This is a genomic window from Actinacidiphila bryophytorum, assembly GCF_016916835.1.
In the GTDB taxonomy this organism is placed as follows: domain Bacteria; phylum Actinomycetota; class Actinomycetes; order Streptomycetales; family Streptomycetaceae; genus Actinacidiphila; species Actinacidiphila bryophytorum.
The window spans coordinates 153,237-168,310 of record NZ_JAFFIX010000016.1 but is presented as its reverse complement, the minus strand read 5'-3'; the positions used below and the strand labels follow the sequence as shown (position 1 = coordinate 168,310).

The window sequence follows — 15,074 nt, the reverse complement described above, 5'->3', positions numbered from 1 at the left end:
GGCCCCCCCCGCCCCCCCCCCCCCCCCCCCCCCCCCCCCCCCCCCGCGCCCCCCCCCCCCCCCCCGCCCCCCCCGCCCCCCCCCCCCCCCCTCGCGCCCCCGCCGATGCCCCCGTTCCCCCCGCAGCAGGCCCCCTGGAGCGAGCACGACCGCAGCTGACCGGAGGCATCATGGAGGGGTGAGCGCGTATCGGGAACGGGCCGCCCTGGTGCCCGGGGCGACCCTGTGGACACGGACCGACGGCGGCGGCAGCCCCTACCGGGTGCTGCCCGACGGCTGCATGGACCTGGTCTGGCACGACGGTTCACTGTTCGTGGCAGGCCCCGACACCGCCGCCTACGCCGTCGCCGACCGCCCCGGCAGCAGCTACGCGGGCCTGCGCTTCGCCCCCGGCGTCGGCCCCGCCCTGCTCGGCCTGCCCGCCCGCGAGGTCCGCGACCAGCGGGTCCCGCTGGACGACCTGTGGCCCGCCGAGCAGGCCCGCCGCCTCGCCACCCGCGCGGACGCCGGCCCGGCAGCCGCCCTCGACGCCTGGGCCGCGTCCCGTGCCCGCACGGCCGCGCCCGCCGACCCGCTGCCCGCCGCGGTCGCCGCCGCACTGTCCGCGGGCGCCCCGCTCGCCGCGGCCACCGCGCCCTGCGGCCTCGGCGAACGCCAACTGCGCCGCCGCTGCGAAGCCGCCTTCGGCTACGGTCCGCGCACCCTGGCCAGGATCCTGCGCCTCCAGCGCGCTCTGGCCCTTGCCAGAGCCGGCACCCCCCTCGCCCGCGTCGCCGCCGACACCGGTTACGCCGACCAGCCCCATCTCTCCCGCGAGGTCCGCGCCCTCGCGGGCGTCACCCTGGGCGACCTGCTGCGGCCCTAGGGCCTACGCCGCGAAGAGGTCGACGGCGTTGCCGTCGGGGTCGTGGACGACGGCGTAGCGCTGCCCCCAGAAGGCGTCCCACGGCTTGAGGTGCCCCTCGTACCCGGCGTCCGTCAGCTCGGCCCACACCGCATCCACCCCGGCGGGGCTGCCGCAGTCGAAGGCCAGCGCCACCCGGCTGCCGGTCGCGGGCTCCCACCCGGGGTCGAAGGACCGCACCGTCTCGACGGTGTCCCAGGCCATCCGCAGCCCACCGCCCAGCACGACGTCCACATGCGGCTGGCCGTCCGCCTCCGCGGGTACCTCGATCCCGAGCCGCCGGTAGAAGCCGAGCGATGCGGCCATGTCGGTGACGACAAGGCCGATCATGTCCATACGGGGTGTCACGTGTGCGTTCATGCCACCCACGCTAGGCGCGCGCCCCACTCCCCGTCTTGAACCAAACGGTCACCCCCCCGGAGCAGGGGGCGCCGCCGCGAATGCGCACCCATCTTCGCGGCGGCGCCCGTCTTGGGGGGATGGCCCACCCTCCGGGAAGAGGGCAAGCCGTTCTTGGGGGCGCGGGGAACTGCGCGACAAGCCCCCATCGGGGGAAGGGGCACCCCCTTAGGCGGTCGGGAGGGTCCAGGCCTGGTTGGCGGCACCGGTGCAGGACCAGATCTGCAGACGGGTCCCGTTGGCCGAGGAATTGCCCGTCGCGTCAAGGCACTTGCCGGACTGCGGGTTGACCAGGGTCCCGCCGGACCCAGGTTGCCAGACCTGCGACCCCGTCCCGTTGCAGTCGTACAACTGGACGACCGTCCCGTTCGCCGTCCCGGCCGCGGCCACGTCCATGCACTTGCCCAGCGCCTGCAAGGCGCCCCCTGACGCGACCGTCCAGCTCTGTGCAGCAGTCCCGTTGCAGTCGTACAGCTGCACCGCCGCCCCGTTGGCCGAACTGGCCCCGGCGACGTCGACGCACTTCCCGCCGATCCCGTGGATCGGCCCGGTGCCGCCGCCGGGCGGCGGGGAAGTCGGCGGGGTGGAACTGCCGGGCGCGACATCCGGGTTGTCCGCGTTCGTGAGCGTCTCCCATGCCACGAAGAGGTTGTTGGACCCCGCGGGCCGCCGCGACTCGGTGAGGGTCTGCGTGTTGGTCATCGCGATGCCCATCCGGTTGTGCAGCGCGTTGAAGCCGACCTCGGTGACGGGGCCGAGGCCCAGCGTGAGGTGGCCGCCGCACAGCCACGACGGCGGCGCGGTGCCCAGCTCGTACTTGGACTGGAAGCCGAGCGCCTGCTGCAGCCGCGGGCCGACCTGCGGGTAGAGGTCCTGGCCCTGGATGAAGGCGGTCTCCGCGACGTCGGAGATGGACGCGATGCCGTACCCGGTGTGGGTGAAGTCGCGGCAGGTCTCCTGGGTGAGCCCGTCGACGAAGGTGGACTGGCCCTGCCAGTAGCTGATGATCTGCGCGGCGGTGGTCAGCCCGCTGCCCGGCACGGTCTTGGGCAGTGAGCCGTCGGAGCTGAGGTAGACGTAGGCCGGCACGCGGTTGAGGTAGCGCGTGATGGCCCGGTCGTAGGAGGAGGTGTCGTCGAGGAAGACGGAGATGCCGACGGCGGCCTCCATCATCGTCAGCTCCCAGTTGCCGTTGCTGTTGGAGCCGTTGATGACCTCGGGCAGGTAGACGTTGCGCAGCATGGTGGCGAAGCGCCCGGAGTTCGGCCAGCCGCCGGTGTAGGTGTACTTGATGATCTCGGCGGCCCGCGGCCACACCGAGCCCGCCCAGCCGGTCTGCAGGGGCGCGTTGCTGTTGGTGTGCCCGGTGATGGTGGACGACCAGGCGTCCATCAGCCTGATCGCCTCCTGCGCGTAGGCGGAGTTGCCGCTGATGTACCAGGCGAGCGCGTCGGTGTACGCGGCGATGGCGTCCTCGCGCTCGTCCGTACAGCCGTTGTTGGGGTTGGAGTACGGCCCGCACTCGACGGTGGCGCGCGGCTTGGGGGTGCGGCTCAGCGAGGCGTAGGAGCTGGACGTCATCTGCGTGTACGCGGCGGTCCAGGGCGCGGCCCCGGCCTGCACCTGGGACTTGACGTAGTCGAGTTGGGACCGGCTGACCAGGACACCGGGGTGAACGAACGAGGTGGGTGCGGCAGCGGCGGCAGGGGCCGCGGCGGGCGCCGCAGCGGGTGCGGCGGCCGGGATGGCGGCGGTCGCGGCGCCGGTACCGGTCACTAGCGTAGCGGCCGTTGTCAGCACCGCCCCGGAGGCGATCAGGGCCAGCATGTGACGAAACCGGTTACGGCGAGGTGTGGGACGGCTGGGGCGGAGGAATCGTTCCATGGGGGGCTCCTTGGCCGCGCGGCGGCGAATGTGGGGGAGCGTCAAGATGGTATGGACCATAGGTCATTGACATGAACATCGTCTAGACCTTTGAATCCTGGTACAGGCGCACGTCCCCCACACCGTCGCGCACAAGGAAGGCCTCCGATGGTCAGAACCCGCACCGCGCTTCCCCGTACCCTGATACGCCTGCTCGCCCTGCTGGCCGTAATGCTCGGCGCACTCGCGGCCCCCGCGCACCGGGCGCACGCCGCAACGCCGTTCAAGGTGCTCGCCTTCTACGACGGCACCTACGACGCCGCGCACATCAGCTTCGTCCACGAGGCCAACGCCTGGTTCCCGCAGCAGGCCACGGCGAACGGCTTCTCGTACACCGCCACCAACGACTGGAACCAGCTCAACACCGCGAACCTGGCGAACTACCAGGTCGTGATGTTCCTCGACAACTACCCGCAGACCGCGGCCCAGCAGAGCGCGTTCCAGACGTACATGAACAACGGCGGCGGCTGGATCGGCTTCCACGTCGCCGCGTACAACGACACCTCGTCCAACAGCTGGTCCTGGTACCACCAGACCTTCCTCGGCACCGGGCTCTTCCAGTCCAACTCCTGGGGGCCGACCGCCGAGACGCTCAAGATCGAGGACTCGGGCCACGCGGCGACCGCGGGGCTGCCGTCCACCATCACCTCGTCGGTCAGCGAGTGGTACAGCTGGCAGAACGACCTGCGGCAGAACCCGGCCATCGACATCCTGGCCTCGATGGACCAGTCGACCTTCCCGATCGGCACCGACCCCAACCAGACCTGGTACAGCGGGTACTACCCGATCGTGTGGTCGAACCGGAACTACCACATGGTCTACAACAACTTCGGCCACAACGCGATGGACTACGCGACCAACACCGCACTGTCCTCGACCTTCGCCAGCGCCGACCAGAACAAGCTGCTGCTCCAGGAGATCAAGTGGGCGGCGGGGCAGTCCGGCCCCGTCACCCCGCCGCCCGGCGGCGGCACCGGGCCGATCCACGGCTTCGGCGGGAAGTGCGTCGACGTCGCCGGGGCCAGTTCGGCCAACGGGGCCGCGGTGCAGCTGTACGACTGCAACGGCACCAACGCGCAGACCTGGACGGTCGGTTCCGACGGCACGCTGAAGGCGCTGGGCAAGTGCATGGACGTGGCCTCGGCCGGGACGGTGAACGGCACGAAGGTGCAGTTGTACGACTGCAACGGGACGGGGTCGCAGGTCTGGCAACCTGGGTCCGGCGGGAGCCTGGTCAACCCGCAGTCCGGCAAGTGCCTTGACGCGACGGGCAATTCCTCTGCAAACGGGACCCGTCTGCAGATCTGGTCCTGCACCGGTGCCGCCAACCAGGCCTGGACCCTCCCGACCGCCTAAGGGGGTGCCCCTTCCCCCGGTGGGGGCTTGCAGCGCAGTTTCCCGCGCCCCTGAAAAACGCCCACCCCGCGGGGAGAGGGCAAGCCGTTCTTGGGGCGCGGGGAACTGCGCGACAAGCCCCCACCTGGGGAAAGGCGATATGGCGCCGCAAGTGGCAGCCCCCTACCGGCCGTCAGGCCGGGTATGCGTGGGTCTGGGCGGCCTTCACGGACGCCCAGACCTCGGCACCTGGGGCCAGGAGGAGTTCGGCGACGGAGACGGGGGTGAGGTCGGCGGTCAGGGGGAGGCCCGCGGCGGTCAGGGCGACGCGGATCTGGTCGCCGTGGGATTCCATGCCGGTGACGGCCGCAGGCCAGGCGTTGCGCGCGCTGGAGTCGGGGCGGTCGCGGTGGAGGGTGACCGCGCTCGGGGGGAAGGCGACGAAGGCCGGGCCGTCGACCGCCTCCGTCGTGGTCAGGGCGAGGCCAGGCGCCAGCCGTACGGTGTGGCCCGCGGCTTCGCCCTGGTAGAGGTTCAGGCCGACCAGCCGGGCGACGTAGTCCGTGCGCGGGCGGCGGGCGATCTCGGCGGGTGTGCCCTCTTGGACCCGGCGGCCGTCCTCGATGACCACGAGCCGGTCGGCCAGCACCATCGCGTCGAGCGGGTCGTGCGTGACCAGGATCGCCACCGCCTCGAAGGCGGCCAGGTGCCGCCGCAGTTCCGCCCGGACGTCGAGCCTGGCGCGGGCGTCGAGCGCGGCGAGCGGCTCGTCCAGGAGCAGCAGCCGCGGCCCGGTGGCCAGTGCGCGGGCGAGGGCGACGCGCTGGGCCTGGCCGCCGGACAGGCGGCGCGGCTTGGCGCCCGCCTGGTCGGCGAGGCCCATGCGGTCGAGCAGGCCGGCGGCCAGCGCGCGGGCGGCGGCCCGTGACATGCCCTGGCAGCGCGGGCCGAAGGCCACGTTCTCCAGGGCGGTCAGGTGCGGGAAGAGCAGGTAGTCCTGGAAGATCACCCCGACGGGGCGGGCCTCGGGCGGGGTGCGGCGGCGTAGTGCGGGGTCCTCCAGGGTCTCGCCGTCGAGCCGCAGGTGGCCGCCGGTGAGCGGGGCGAGGCCGGCCAGGGCGCGCAGCGCGGTGGTCTTGCCCGCGCCGTTCGGGCCGAGCAGGGCGAGCACTTCGCCGGGCCGCACGCCCAGGGCGACGTCCAGGGTGAAGGAGCCGCGGTCGAGCAGCAGGTGCGCGTCGAGCCCGGTTCCGCCGCCGGTGTCCTTGGTCAGGGCGGGTCCTTTCACAGCGCCCCCGTCCAGCGTTCGCGCAGCCCGGCGAGCACGGCGAGGGACACCGCGAGCAGCACCAGGCTCAGCGCGACGGCCGCCGCCGGGTCGTCCTGGAGCGCGAGGTAGACCGCGAGCGGCATCGTCTGGGTGCGGCCGGGGAAGCTGCCGGCGAAGGTGATGGTGGCGCCGAACTCGCCGAGCGCCCGCGCCCAGGCCAGCACCGCCCCCGCGGCCACCCCGGGGGCGATCATCGGCAGCGTCACCCGGCGGAAGGCGGTGAAGCGGGAGGCGCCCAGCGTGGCGGCGGCCTCCTCGTAGCGGGCGTCGGCGGCCCGCAGGGTGCCCTCGACGGTGATGACCAGGAAGGGCATGGCCACGAAGGTCTCGGCGACGACGACGCCCGAGGTGGTGAAGGGCAGGGTGACGCCGAAGGCCGAGTCGAGCCAGCGGCCCACCACCCCGTTGCGGCCGAGCGCCAGCAGCAGTGCGACCCCGCCGACCACGGGCGGCAGTACGAGCGGCAGCGTGACCAGGGCGCGTACCAGCCGCCGCCCGGGGAAGTCGGTGCGGGCCAGCAGCCAGGCCAGCGGCACCCCGAAGAGCAGCGACGCGGCCGTCGCGAGGGTCGCGGTCTGCAGCGACAGCCGCAGCGCCTGCCACACCGCGGCGCTGGTCAGCTGGTCGGGCAGGCTCCGCCAGGGCGCCCTGATCAGCAGGGCGACCAGCGGCAGCAGCAGGAAGGCCAGGCCGGCCAGGGCGGGCAGCACCAGCGCGACCGGCACCCGGGAGCGGGAGCGCGTGCGGCTGCGGGTGCCGGGCCGCGTCCGGCTGCCCGGGGTGTCCCGGGGGCCGGCCGCGGCGGGGGAGTGGTCCGTCACGGGTTGAGGAAGCCCGCCTGCGTCAGGACCTTCTGGCCCTCCGCGGACTTCACCAGCGCGATGAAGGCCTGGGCGGCGGCCGCGTTGGGAGCGTCCTTGAGCGCGACGATCGGGTAGGCGTTGACCGCGTTCGCGGACTCGGGGAACGGCACGCCCTCCACCTTGCCGCCCGCGGCCTTGACGTCGGTCTGGTAGACGACCGCCGCGTCGACCTCCTTCAGCTCCACCTTGGTGAGCGCCGACTTCACGTCCTGCTCGTAGGACACCGGGGTCAGCGAGAGCCTGCCGGCGGTGAGCGCCTTCTGGGCGGCGGAGCCGCAGGGCACGGTCTTGGCGCACAGCGCGACCTTGAGCCCGGACTTGGCGAGGTCCTTGAGGGTGGCGATGTGCTGCGGGTTGCCCGGCAGGGTGGCGATCTCCAGCTGGTTGCGCACGAAGGTGGACGGGTCGCCCTGCCCGTCGCCCGCGTCGGTGACGGTCTTCATGGTGGCCGGGCTCGCGGCGGCGAACACGTCGGCGGGGGCGCCGGCGGTGATGCTCGCCGCGAGGGTGTCGCTGCCGCCGAAGTTGAAGGTGACCTTGGTGCCGGGGTAGGCGGTCTCGAACTGCTTGCCGAGCGTGGTGAAGGACTCCTTGAGGGAGGCCGCGGCGAAGACCGTGACCGACCCGGTGACCTCGGCGGGCGTGCTCGCCGGCGTCGAGCCAGGGGCGGGGGCCGACGCGGCCGGGGAGTCCGAGGACGAGTTGCCGGAGGAGGAGCAGGCGGTGAGCGCCAGCAGCACCGCGGCGCCGCCCAGGGCCAGCGGGAGGGTGTGGCGGCGTGCGGAACGTGTTGTCACGGGACGTCTTCCTCTCTGCCGCACGCAGCCGTGCGGATTCCACGATCATAATTCCGCAGATGCGAGGAGGATGTCTGTCGGCACATTGCATAATCCATACGTTCAGGCCCGCGGGCCTGGCTTGTGCGATCATCCAATCGCACCGCCGGGTCCGGGGGTACCCGCCCGCCCGCGCTCCCGTGCCGGGACGAGCCCGGGAGCGCGGACGGCGTACGGAACGCCGGTCAGCCGGCGGCCCAGCTGGTCAGCCCGGCCCCGTAGGCGTACAGCGGGTTGCCGTACGTGGTCGGGACGGTCTGTCCTGCGTCGATCTTCGCCCGGATGTCGTCCCGCTCGGCAGCGGTCGCACCGAGGTCGTACGGCAGGTCCCACGCCTCGTTCGCGTCGGCCTGGTTGTCACCGCCGCCCGGCTTGAGCACCTGGTCCAGGCTGCGCGGCAGCTGCCAGGGCAGGCGGCCGCGCGGGGTGTAGTCCCCGAACAGCAGGCTCGCGGTCGCGGGGCCGACCTCCTCGCCGCCGCGGTAGGTCACCACGATGGCGTCGGCCAGGGTGTTCCAGTCGCTGATCACGATGGGCCGCGGCAGTGTCAGGACGACCACCACCTTGAGCCCCTGGCTCTTGTAGTTCTGGATCAGCGCCAGCTGGTCGGCCGGCAGGTACGGCTGGGTGTCCGGCCACGCGGTGGCGTGGGTGTAGGAGGGCTCGCCGACGTACACCACCGCGACCTTCGGATTGGCCGCCGTGCCCTGGGCGACGTTCACGCCGTCCTTGGCGGCTCTCGCCTTGAGGGCGTCGAGCTGGTCCAGCGACCCGTAGTCCGGGTGGAAGTAGCTGGACCAGATGCAGCAGGCGGCGCCGTCGGTCGCCCGGTCGCCGGCCACCACGATGTTGTCGCCCGAGGCGAGCTTGAGCGGCAGCACACCGTTGTTCTTGAGCACCGTGTTGGACTCGCGGGAGGCCTGGTTGGCCAGCTGCGTGTACGACGGCTGGTGGAAGCGGTAGGGGCCGTTGACCGGGTCGCCGTAGGGGTGGTCGAAGATGCCCAGCTCGAACTTGAGCGTGAGGATCCGCGTCACCGCGTCGTTTATCCGCGCCAGCGGCACCTGCTGCTCGAAGCCCGCCATGGTGAAACCCGCGGCACCCGGGTCGGCGCCGCCCATCACGTCGGAGCCCGCGTTGGCCGCGTTGACCCACGCGCCCGACGGCAGCCAGTCGGTGGTGATCAGACCGGTGTACCCCATGTTCTGCCGCAGGTAGGTGAGGATCTTGGCGCTGTCGCCCGCGCCGGGACCGCCCGGGTCCAGGTACGAACTGCCCGCGTAGCCCGGCATGATGTTGACCGCGCCGGCCTCCATCGCCGCCCGGAAGGGGATCATGTGGTACTTGATCGTGGTCGCGTCGTAGACGATGCCCGCCTCGCCGCCCGCGCCCTCACCGGGCCAGTGCTTGACCGTCGCCAGCACCGAGCCGGGGTTCAGCTCGGGGCCGCCCTGCAGGCCGGCGACCAGCGCCCGCAGCTGGGCCGCCGCCACCTCGGCGTTCTCGCCGCCGCCCTCCTGGATGCGCGGGTAGAGCACCTTGGTGCCGACCTCGGCGAGCGGTGAGAGCGTGCCGCGCGCCCCGACCTCCAGCTCCTCCTTGCGCTCCATGTCGCCGAGCTTGTAGTCCAGCGGGTAGTCCTTGCCCGCTGCCAGCGTGCTCTGCAGCGGGTACGTCGTCTGGTAGCCCGCCGTGGTGTCGCCCGCCGAGACCGGCGGGATGCCCAGCCGCGTCGCGGCCGTGGACAGCAGCACGTTGTTCAGGTCCGCGGGCTGCGCGGGTCCGAAGTGCCAGCCGGACATCGGATACGTCTGGACGTTGTAGAACATCTGATAGGCCTTCTCCTCCAGCGTCATCCGGCTGAGAAGGTCGCTGACCCGGGTGGCGACCGGCTGCCGCCAGTCCTCGTACGGCTCGATCTGGCCGTCCTTGTTGAGGTCGCGGGCGCCGTTGATCACGTTGACGCCGTCCGCGACCTGCTCCACGTCGGGCAGGTAGAGGCTGAACGTACGGATGGTGGACGTCGTCTTCGCGCCGGAGCCCGCCACCGCGACGACGAACCACTTGTACGTCCACCGGTCGGTGATGTCCCAACTCGGCGTGTAGCTCGTGCCGGTGGGCTCGGCCACCTTGGTGTAGAGGTCCAGCAGGTTGCCGGACGCGGTGAAGTCGTAGTCGGTGCGGCTGATGTTGAGCCACACCTCGTAGTGGGCGGTGCCGCCGACCGCGTTCCAGCTCAGCGCCGGGCGGCGGGTGTCGGTGACCATGGCCTTGTCCGCGGGCGCTGCCAGCTGGAACTGCCCTGTCGTGGCAGGGGCCTTGGTCGGCCCCGACAGCAGCGGCGGGGTCGCCGTGGAGCTGTCGAGCGTGCCGTAGACCTGGAACTCCCACAGCGAGTAGCCGTAACCCGTGGCGCGGGCCGTGCCGGTGAAGCGCACATAGCGGCCCTTGCCGGTCACCGGCAGCTTCTCGGTGCCGCCCTTGCCGGTCGTGGTCGCGTACAGCTGCGTCCAGGAGGTGCCGTTGTCGGAGATCTCGATGCGGTAGCCGGTGGCGTAGGCCGCCTCCCAGTCGAGCACGATGCCGCTGAGGGTGCCGGTGCCGCCGAGGTCGACGCGCAGCCACTGGTCGTCGCTCGCCAGGCTCGACCAGCGGGTGGTGGTCCGGCCGTCGAGGGCGGCGGCCGGGGCGTTGCCGCCTTCGTAGGAGGACGCGGACACCTGCTTGTAGGCGGAGATGACCGTGCCGGAGAAGTCGCCGCCGCCGGGGTTGCCGGGGTCGGTGGTGGGGGGTGTGGTGCTGCCGCCCGAGGTGGTGCGGACCTGGAACTCCCACAGGGAGTAGCCGTATCCGGTGGCCCGGGCCGTCCCGTACATCCGCACGTAGCGGCCGGTGCCCGAGGCGTTCAGCGTCTGGGTGCCGCCGGTGCCCGCCGTGGTGGAGTAGGCGTCGGTCCAGGTCTGCGCGTTGTCCGAGACCTGGATCTTGAAGGCGGTCGCGTAGGCCGTCTCCCAGTTCAGCACCACCTGGCAGACGGCCTGCGACGAGCCCAGGTCGACCTGCAGCCACTGCGGGTCGGCCGCCGCGCTCGACCAGCGGGTGCCGTTGTCGCCGTCGACGGCCGCCGAGGCCGGGGTGCCGGCGTTCTCGGTGGAGGAGGCCGTCGCGGTCCTGCCCTGCGCCGCGTTGGCGGTGCCGCAGGCGCCCGGGTTGGTGCCGCCGGTCGTGCCGAAGACCTGGAACTCCCACAGGGAGTAGCCGTATCCGGTCGCGCGGGCCGTGCCGTACATCCGCACGTAGCGGCCGGAAGCGTTTACGGGAACCGTCTGGGTGCCGCCGGTGCCCGCCGTGGTGGAGTAGGCGTCGGTCCAGGTCTGCGCGTTGTCCGAGACCTGGATCTTGAAGGAAGTGGCGTAGGCCGTCTCCCAGTTGAGGGTGACGGAGCTGAGGGTGGCGGTGCTGCCGAGGTCGACCTGCAGCCACTGCGGGTCGGCGGCGGCGCTCGACCAGCGGGTGCCGGTGTTGCCGTCGACGGCCGCGGAGGCCGGGGTGCCGGCGTTCTCGGTGGAGGACGCCGTCGCGGTCTTCCCCTGCGACAGCAGCGAGGGTGCGGCGCTGGCGGTACCCGAGGTGGCGGTGATCGCCCCTGCCGCCACGACGACGGCCGCCACCAGGGCGGCCAGTAAGGGTCTTCTGCGCCGCAGTGCGCGCAGGAAGAGGGACAGGAGGCTCATGTGCATCTCCATGGGGGGTGTGTACCTCTTGACGAAGCCGGGAGAGCGCTCTCCGGGGGGAGTCTCACGCCAACCGCTGATCAGTGTCAATGCCTGTGCACAGGACGGCCGCAGCCCCGGCCGTCGGGCCGGGGCTGCGGTGGGTCGTGGCGCAACTGCGTTGGCGGGTACGGAGATCACATGGGGGGCGCCCAGGGGCCGACGCCGCCGACACGCTCGACCGCGTAACGGAGCAGGTAGCCCTCGCCGGGCGGCAGCGGGAACTCGTAGTCGGGCGCCACGTAGACCTTGCCGAGGCGGGTCAGCAGGTCGCGGGCGCCGCCCTCCTCGACGGTGGCCTTGGCGTGCAGGAAGGCGTACGGCGCCAGCATCGCGCCGGGTGTGGCGGGTGCGGTGAAGGTCAGCACGACGCGCGGCTCGCGCTGCACGTTGCGCACCTTCTGCCGCAGCATCATGTGGGCGCTGACGATGTCGTCGCCGTCGAGACCGATCCAGATGAGCGTGGACTGCGGACTGCCGTCCGGGTTCACGGTGGACAGATGCGTTAACGGCCCGCTCTCGATCAGCGCGCGCAGATCAGGGGTAAGTATCGTCATCCGGCAGAGTCTAGGTCGCGAACGCCCCTTGTGACAGCGGGCAGTTCGCGACCCCGGACCGACCTCGGCGACCCCGGCGGGCGGCCCGTCAGACCCCCTCCACCTTGAAGGGGTCGTGCTCGGCCAGCAACTTGTCCAGCCGGGCCTGGTCCACCCTGCTGACCACCTGGACCTCCTGCTGGCGGTCCCTGACGACCTTGGCCAGGGTGAAGGTCGACGTCACGACATAGAGCAGCCCGACCGCCAGGAAGGCCCGGATCCAGGCGTCCACCGGCAGATACGCCACTCCCACCACCATCGCGCCCAGTGCAAGCGCGAACGAGATCGCGGCCTGCACGGCGTACGCAGCAGTCGTCTGCTGCTGCGGAATCACCTTCGTCATACCCCCAACGATCCCCGGCCGGGCAGGCGCCGTCATGAGTACGCCTACTCAGGTCGCACCGGGCGCTGCGCCATGACCACCACCCCGGGGCCGCTGAACTCGCCCGCGGGCAGCCGCAGTTCCGCGACCGGGCGGAGCCCCGCCTGCTCGATCAGGGCCACCAGGGCCTCCGGCTGCCACTTGTGGGTCGTCCAGCGGACGGGGACACCGCCGTAGGCCTCGGTGCGCAGGGCGTCCTCGTCGCCGACGTGGGTGCCGGTGATGAAGTGGCCGCCGGGCACGAGCGCGTCCGCGAAATGGGCCAGGACCTGGGGCAGCACGTCCCGGGGCAGGTTGAACAGCGACCACCAGCCGAGCACGCCGCCCAGCGACCCGGGCGCGAGGTCGAGTTCGGTGGCGGAGGAGACGGCGAAGCGGCACTCGGGGTGCAGGCGCCGGGCGTTCTCGATCATGCGGGGCGACAGGTCGACGCCCGAGACGTCGACTCCGCGCTCCGCGAGGTAGGCGGTCACCGTGCCGGGCCCGCAGCCGACGTCGAGCACCGGGCCGAGGCCGCCGACCTCCTCGGCGAAGACGTCGATCGACGCCCTGAGCCACGGGTGGCGGCGGATGTCGGCCATGCCCGTCGTCTGCATCATGTGGACGTAGTTGTCGGCGACCCGGTCGTAGGAGTCGCGGACCTGGTCGAGGTCGGCCGGGCGGTCGATGGGGTGTGTGCGCATCGGCCCACCGTAGGAGGCGGGTCTGACAACGCCCTTTCCGCCGCCCGGAGATCAGCGGAGATCACCCGGGAACCACGTCGGGTCGCGCCGTGACCCGGACCGGCCGAAAGCGGTCGCTTGCCGTCATCGGCGCCGTACGCGGCGGGCGGCGTGTGACCCTGCCGCCATGGAATCGATCCGCACCTACACCGGGCCCGTCTTCCTCTGCTCCTCCTGCGGCCAGCCCTGCTACGAGAGCGCCCAGGCCACCGAAGGCGGCGCCCTGCTCCAGCACTTCAGGGAGCAGCGGGACGGCATCCACTGCGCGACCTTCCCGCTGGCCACCAGGAAGATCGAGGTCGACTGGCAGCCGACGTCCCTCGACGACCTCAAGTCGCGCTACCAGCAGGCCCGCCCCCGGCTCCGCGTCCAGGGCGCCGCCTGCTGACGCGGCGGGGAGCCCGGCCGGGCGGCCGGGCTCCCCGCGGGGCCGGTAAGCGTCAGCCGGTGGGCTTGGGCGGGCGGGGCAGCCGCAGCGTGGTGAGGCCCGCGACCAGCAGCAGCACCAGGCCGATGCCGAGGACCCACTCCAGCGCGTGCGCGAAGCCGAGGACGTCGTGGTGGCTGCCCAGCGCGCTGAAGAAGACCGTGCCGATGCCCGCGACACCTGCCACGCTCGCGAACTGCTGCGTGGTGGTGAGCACTCCCGCCGCCGCGCCCGCCTGCACCGTCCGCGCGCCGGCCAGGATCACCCCGGCCAGTACGGGCACGGCCAGCCCGTTGCCGAAGCCGACCAGGACCATCGGCCCGATCAGCCGTGCGGCGCTGGTGTCGGATCCGGACACCGCGAGCACCGCGATGAGCCCCGCCATGCCGACTCCCGCGATGAGGATTCCCGCGGTCACCAGCAGCGGCCCGTACGTGCGCACCTTGCGCGGGCCGATCATGGAGGCGGTGGCGAAGGCCACGGCCAGCGGCGCGGAGGTGTACCCCGCGTGCAGCGGGCTCAGGCCCAGCCCCGACTGGAGGACCAGGGTCAGCGAGAACATGAAGCTGTAGAAGGCCGCGAAGACGCCCACACTGACGATCAGGCCGCGGGTGAAGACGGCGTTGCGGAACAGCGCGAGGTCCAGCAGCGGTTGGCCGCCCCTGCTGCCGAGCGCGGCCTCCCAGCGCAGGCTGAGCACCATCGCGGGCACCGAGGCCGCCAGCATGACCCAGCCCCACACCGGCCAGCCCTGGGAGCGGCCCAGGACCAGCGGGACCAGCGCCAGCGCCAGCGACCCGGAGATGCCGACCGCGCCGACCGGGTCGAGCCGGGGGCGCGCCCCGGCCGCCTGAACCGGCAGCAGGCGCAGCGCCAGCAGCACCACGACCAGGCCGATCGGCACGTTGACCAGGAAGATGACTCGCCAGCCCAGGCCCAGCACGTCGCCCTGGAGCAGCGCGCCGCCCAGGACCTGCCCGGCCACCCCGCCGGTGCCCAGGGCGACGCCGAACCAGCCCAGTGCGCGCGGGCGTTCGGCCGGCGGGAAGGTGCCGGTGATCAGCGCGAGCACCTGCGGCACCATCGCCGCACCGGTCAGGCCCTGCACCAGGCGGGCCGCCACGAGTTCGCCGGAGTTCTGCGCGAGGCCGCACAGCAGGGAGGCGGCGGTGAAGGCGAGGGTCCCGCCGAGGAACATCACCCGCGCACCGAGCAGGTCACCGAGCCGGCCGCCGGTGACCAGCCCGGCCGCGTAGGTGAACCCGTAGCCGGCGACGATGAGTTCCAGTGCGGCCTGGCCCGCGTGGATGTCGCGTTCGAGGGAGGGGGCGGCGACGTTCACGACGAAGAGGTCGAACTGGACCATGAACATCGCGGCGAGGAGCACCGGCAGCATCTGCCAGCGCCGTGCGTAGGGCGCCTGCTCGGGCGTCGCGGCGCCCGTGTCTGCTATCGGCTTGGTGTTACTGGACATGGGTGCCTGCGGCTCTCTTGTCGGGCTGCCCGGTCGTCGGGAACCAGTTCGGGGGACGGGACGTCGTGTGACGGGACGTCGTGTGACGGGTCTTCGGAGGACGGGTCTTG

The 15,074-nt window shown here is 72.3% G+C and carries 12 protein-coding genes and 3 pseudogenes; 3 read left to right on the top strand and 12 right to left on the bottom strand.

Annotated features, from left to right (window positions below):
- Window positions 1-178: 178 nt before the first annotated feature.
- The gene (locus tag JT723_RS22760; RefSeq protein WP_205046586.1) at window positions 179-865 is read left to right on the top strand and encodes a helix-turn-helix domain-containing protein; all 687 of its coding nucleotides are present in this window, start codon (window positions 179-181) and stop codon (window positions 863-865) included.
- 3 nt (window positions 866-868) lie between these two features.
- On the opposite strand, the gene JT723_RS22755 is transcribed toward JT723_RS22760, so the two are convergent.
- The 3 genes and pseudogenes from JT723_RS22755 to JT723_RS22750 form a co-directional block, all read right to left on the bottom strand.
- The gene (locus JT723_RS22755; RefSeq protein WP_240166023.1) at window positions 869-1,264 is read right to left on the bottom strand and encodes a VOC family protein; all 396 of its coding nucleotides are present in this window, start codon (window positions 1,262-1,264) and stop codon (window positions 869-871) included.
- A 207-nt stretch (window positions 1,265-1,471) separates the two neighbouring features.
- Window positions 1,472-1,846 carry a ricin-type beta-trefoil lectin domain protein gene (locus tag JT723_RS35385; RefSeq protein ID WP_265934572.1) on the bottom strand — a complete coding sequence of 125 codons (375 nt, stop codon included), beginning with the start codon at window positions 1,844-1,846 and terminating at the stop codon, window positions 1,472-1,474.
- A 63-nt stretch (window positions 1,847-1,909) separates the two neighbouring features.
- Window positions 1,910-3,130: pseudogene (locus JT723_RS22750) on the bottom strand (alginate lyase family protein); the annotation flags it as partial.
- Window positions 3,131-3,334: 204 nt separating this feature from the next.
- On the opposite strand from JT723_RS22750, the gene JT723_RS22745 reads away from it, so the two are divergent.
- The gene (locus JT723_RS22745) at window positions 3,335-4,582 is read left to right on the top strand and encodes a ThuA domain-containing protein (RefSeq protein ID WP_205046584.1); all 1,248 of its coding nucleotides are present in this window, start codon (window positions 3,335-3,337) and stop codon (window positions 4,580-4,582) included.
- Window positions 4,583-4,754: 172 nt separating this feature from the next.
- On the opposite strand, the gene JT723_RS22740 is transcribed toward JT723_RS22745, so the two are convergent.
- The 8 genes and pseudogenes from JT723_RS22740 to JT723_RS22710 form a co-directional block, all read right to left on the bottom strand.
- On the bottom strand, window positions 4,755-5,849 hold the full coding sequence (locus JT723_RS22740) for an ABC transporter ATP-binding protein (RefSeq protein WP_251513518.1): 1,095 nt from the start codon (window positions 5,847-5,849) through the stop codon (window positions 4,755-4,757).
- Complete coding sequence (locus JT723_RS22735; RefSeq protein ID WP_205046583.1) at window positions 5,846-6,712, bottom strand: ABC transporter permease; 867 nt, start codon at window positions 6,710-6,712, stop codon at window positions 5,846-5,848. Before JT723_RS22735 ends, JT723_RS22740 begins: the two co-directional genes overlap by 4 nt.
- On the bottom strand, window positions 6,709-7,551 hold the full coding sequence (gene modA / locus JT723_RS22730) for a molybdate ABC transporter substrate-binding protein (RefSeq protein ID WP_205046582.1): 843 nt from the start codon (window positions 7,549-7,551) through the stop codon (window positions 6,709-6,711). The genes JT723_RS22735 and modA overlap by 4 nt, the downstream gene beginning before the upstream one ends.
- A 224-nt stretch (window positions 7,552-7,775) precedes the next feature.
- Window positions 7,776-9,323, bottom strand: a pseudogene (locus JT723_RS35380) (glycoside hydrolase family 3 C-terminal domain-containing protein); the annotation flags it as partial.
- Between the two features lie 609 nt (window positions 9,324-9,932).
- A pseudogene (locus tag JT723_RS35375) lies at window positions 9,933-11,324 on the bottom strand (discoidin domain-containing protein); the annotation flags it as partial.
- A gap of 176 nt (window positions 11,325-11,500) precedes the next feature.
- Complete coding sequence (locus tag JT723_RS22720; RefSeq protein WP_205046580.1) at window positions 11,501-11,920, bottom strand: PPOX class F420-dependent oxidoreductase; 420 nt, start codon at window positions 11,918-11,920, stop codon at window positions 11,501-11,503.
- A gap of 88 nt (window positions 11,921-12,008) precedes the next feature.
- Window positions 12,009-12,302, bottom strand: coding sequence for a YiaA/YiaB family inner membrane protein (locus tag JT723_RS22715; protein WP_205046579.1), 294 nt, complete (start codon window positions 12,300-12,302; stop codon window positions 12,009-12,011).
- A 44-nt stretch (window positions 12,303-12,346) separates the two neighbouring features.
- On the bottom strand, window positions 12,347-13,024 hold the full coding sequence (locus tag JT723_RS22710; protein WP_205046578.1) for a class I SAM-dependent methyltransferase: 678 nt from the start codon (window positions 13,022-13,024) through the stop codon (window positions 12,347-12,349).
- Window positions 13,025-13,190: 166 nt separating this feature from the next.
- Here JT723_RS22710 and JT723_RS22705 point away from each other — a divergent pair, with 166 nt between their 5' ends.
- Window positions 13,191-13,451: a hypothetical protein gene (locus JT723_RS22705; protein ID WP_205046577.1), complete on the top strand. Its 261-nt coding sequence runs from the start codon at window positions 13,191-13,193 to the stop codon at window positions 13,449-13,451.
- A 52-nt stretch (window positions 13,452-13,503) separates the two neighbouring features.
- Here JT723_RS22705 and JT723_RS22700 read toward each other — a convergent pair whose 3' ends face one another.
- Entirely contained in the window at window positions 13,504-14,964 is a 1,461-nt protein-coding gene (locus JT723_RS22700; RefSeq protein ID WP_205046576.1) for an MFS transporter, read from the bottom strand.
- Window positions 14,965-15,074: the final 110 nt, after the last annotated feature.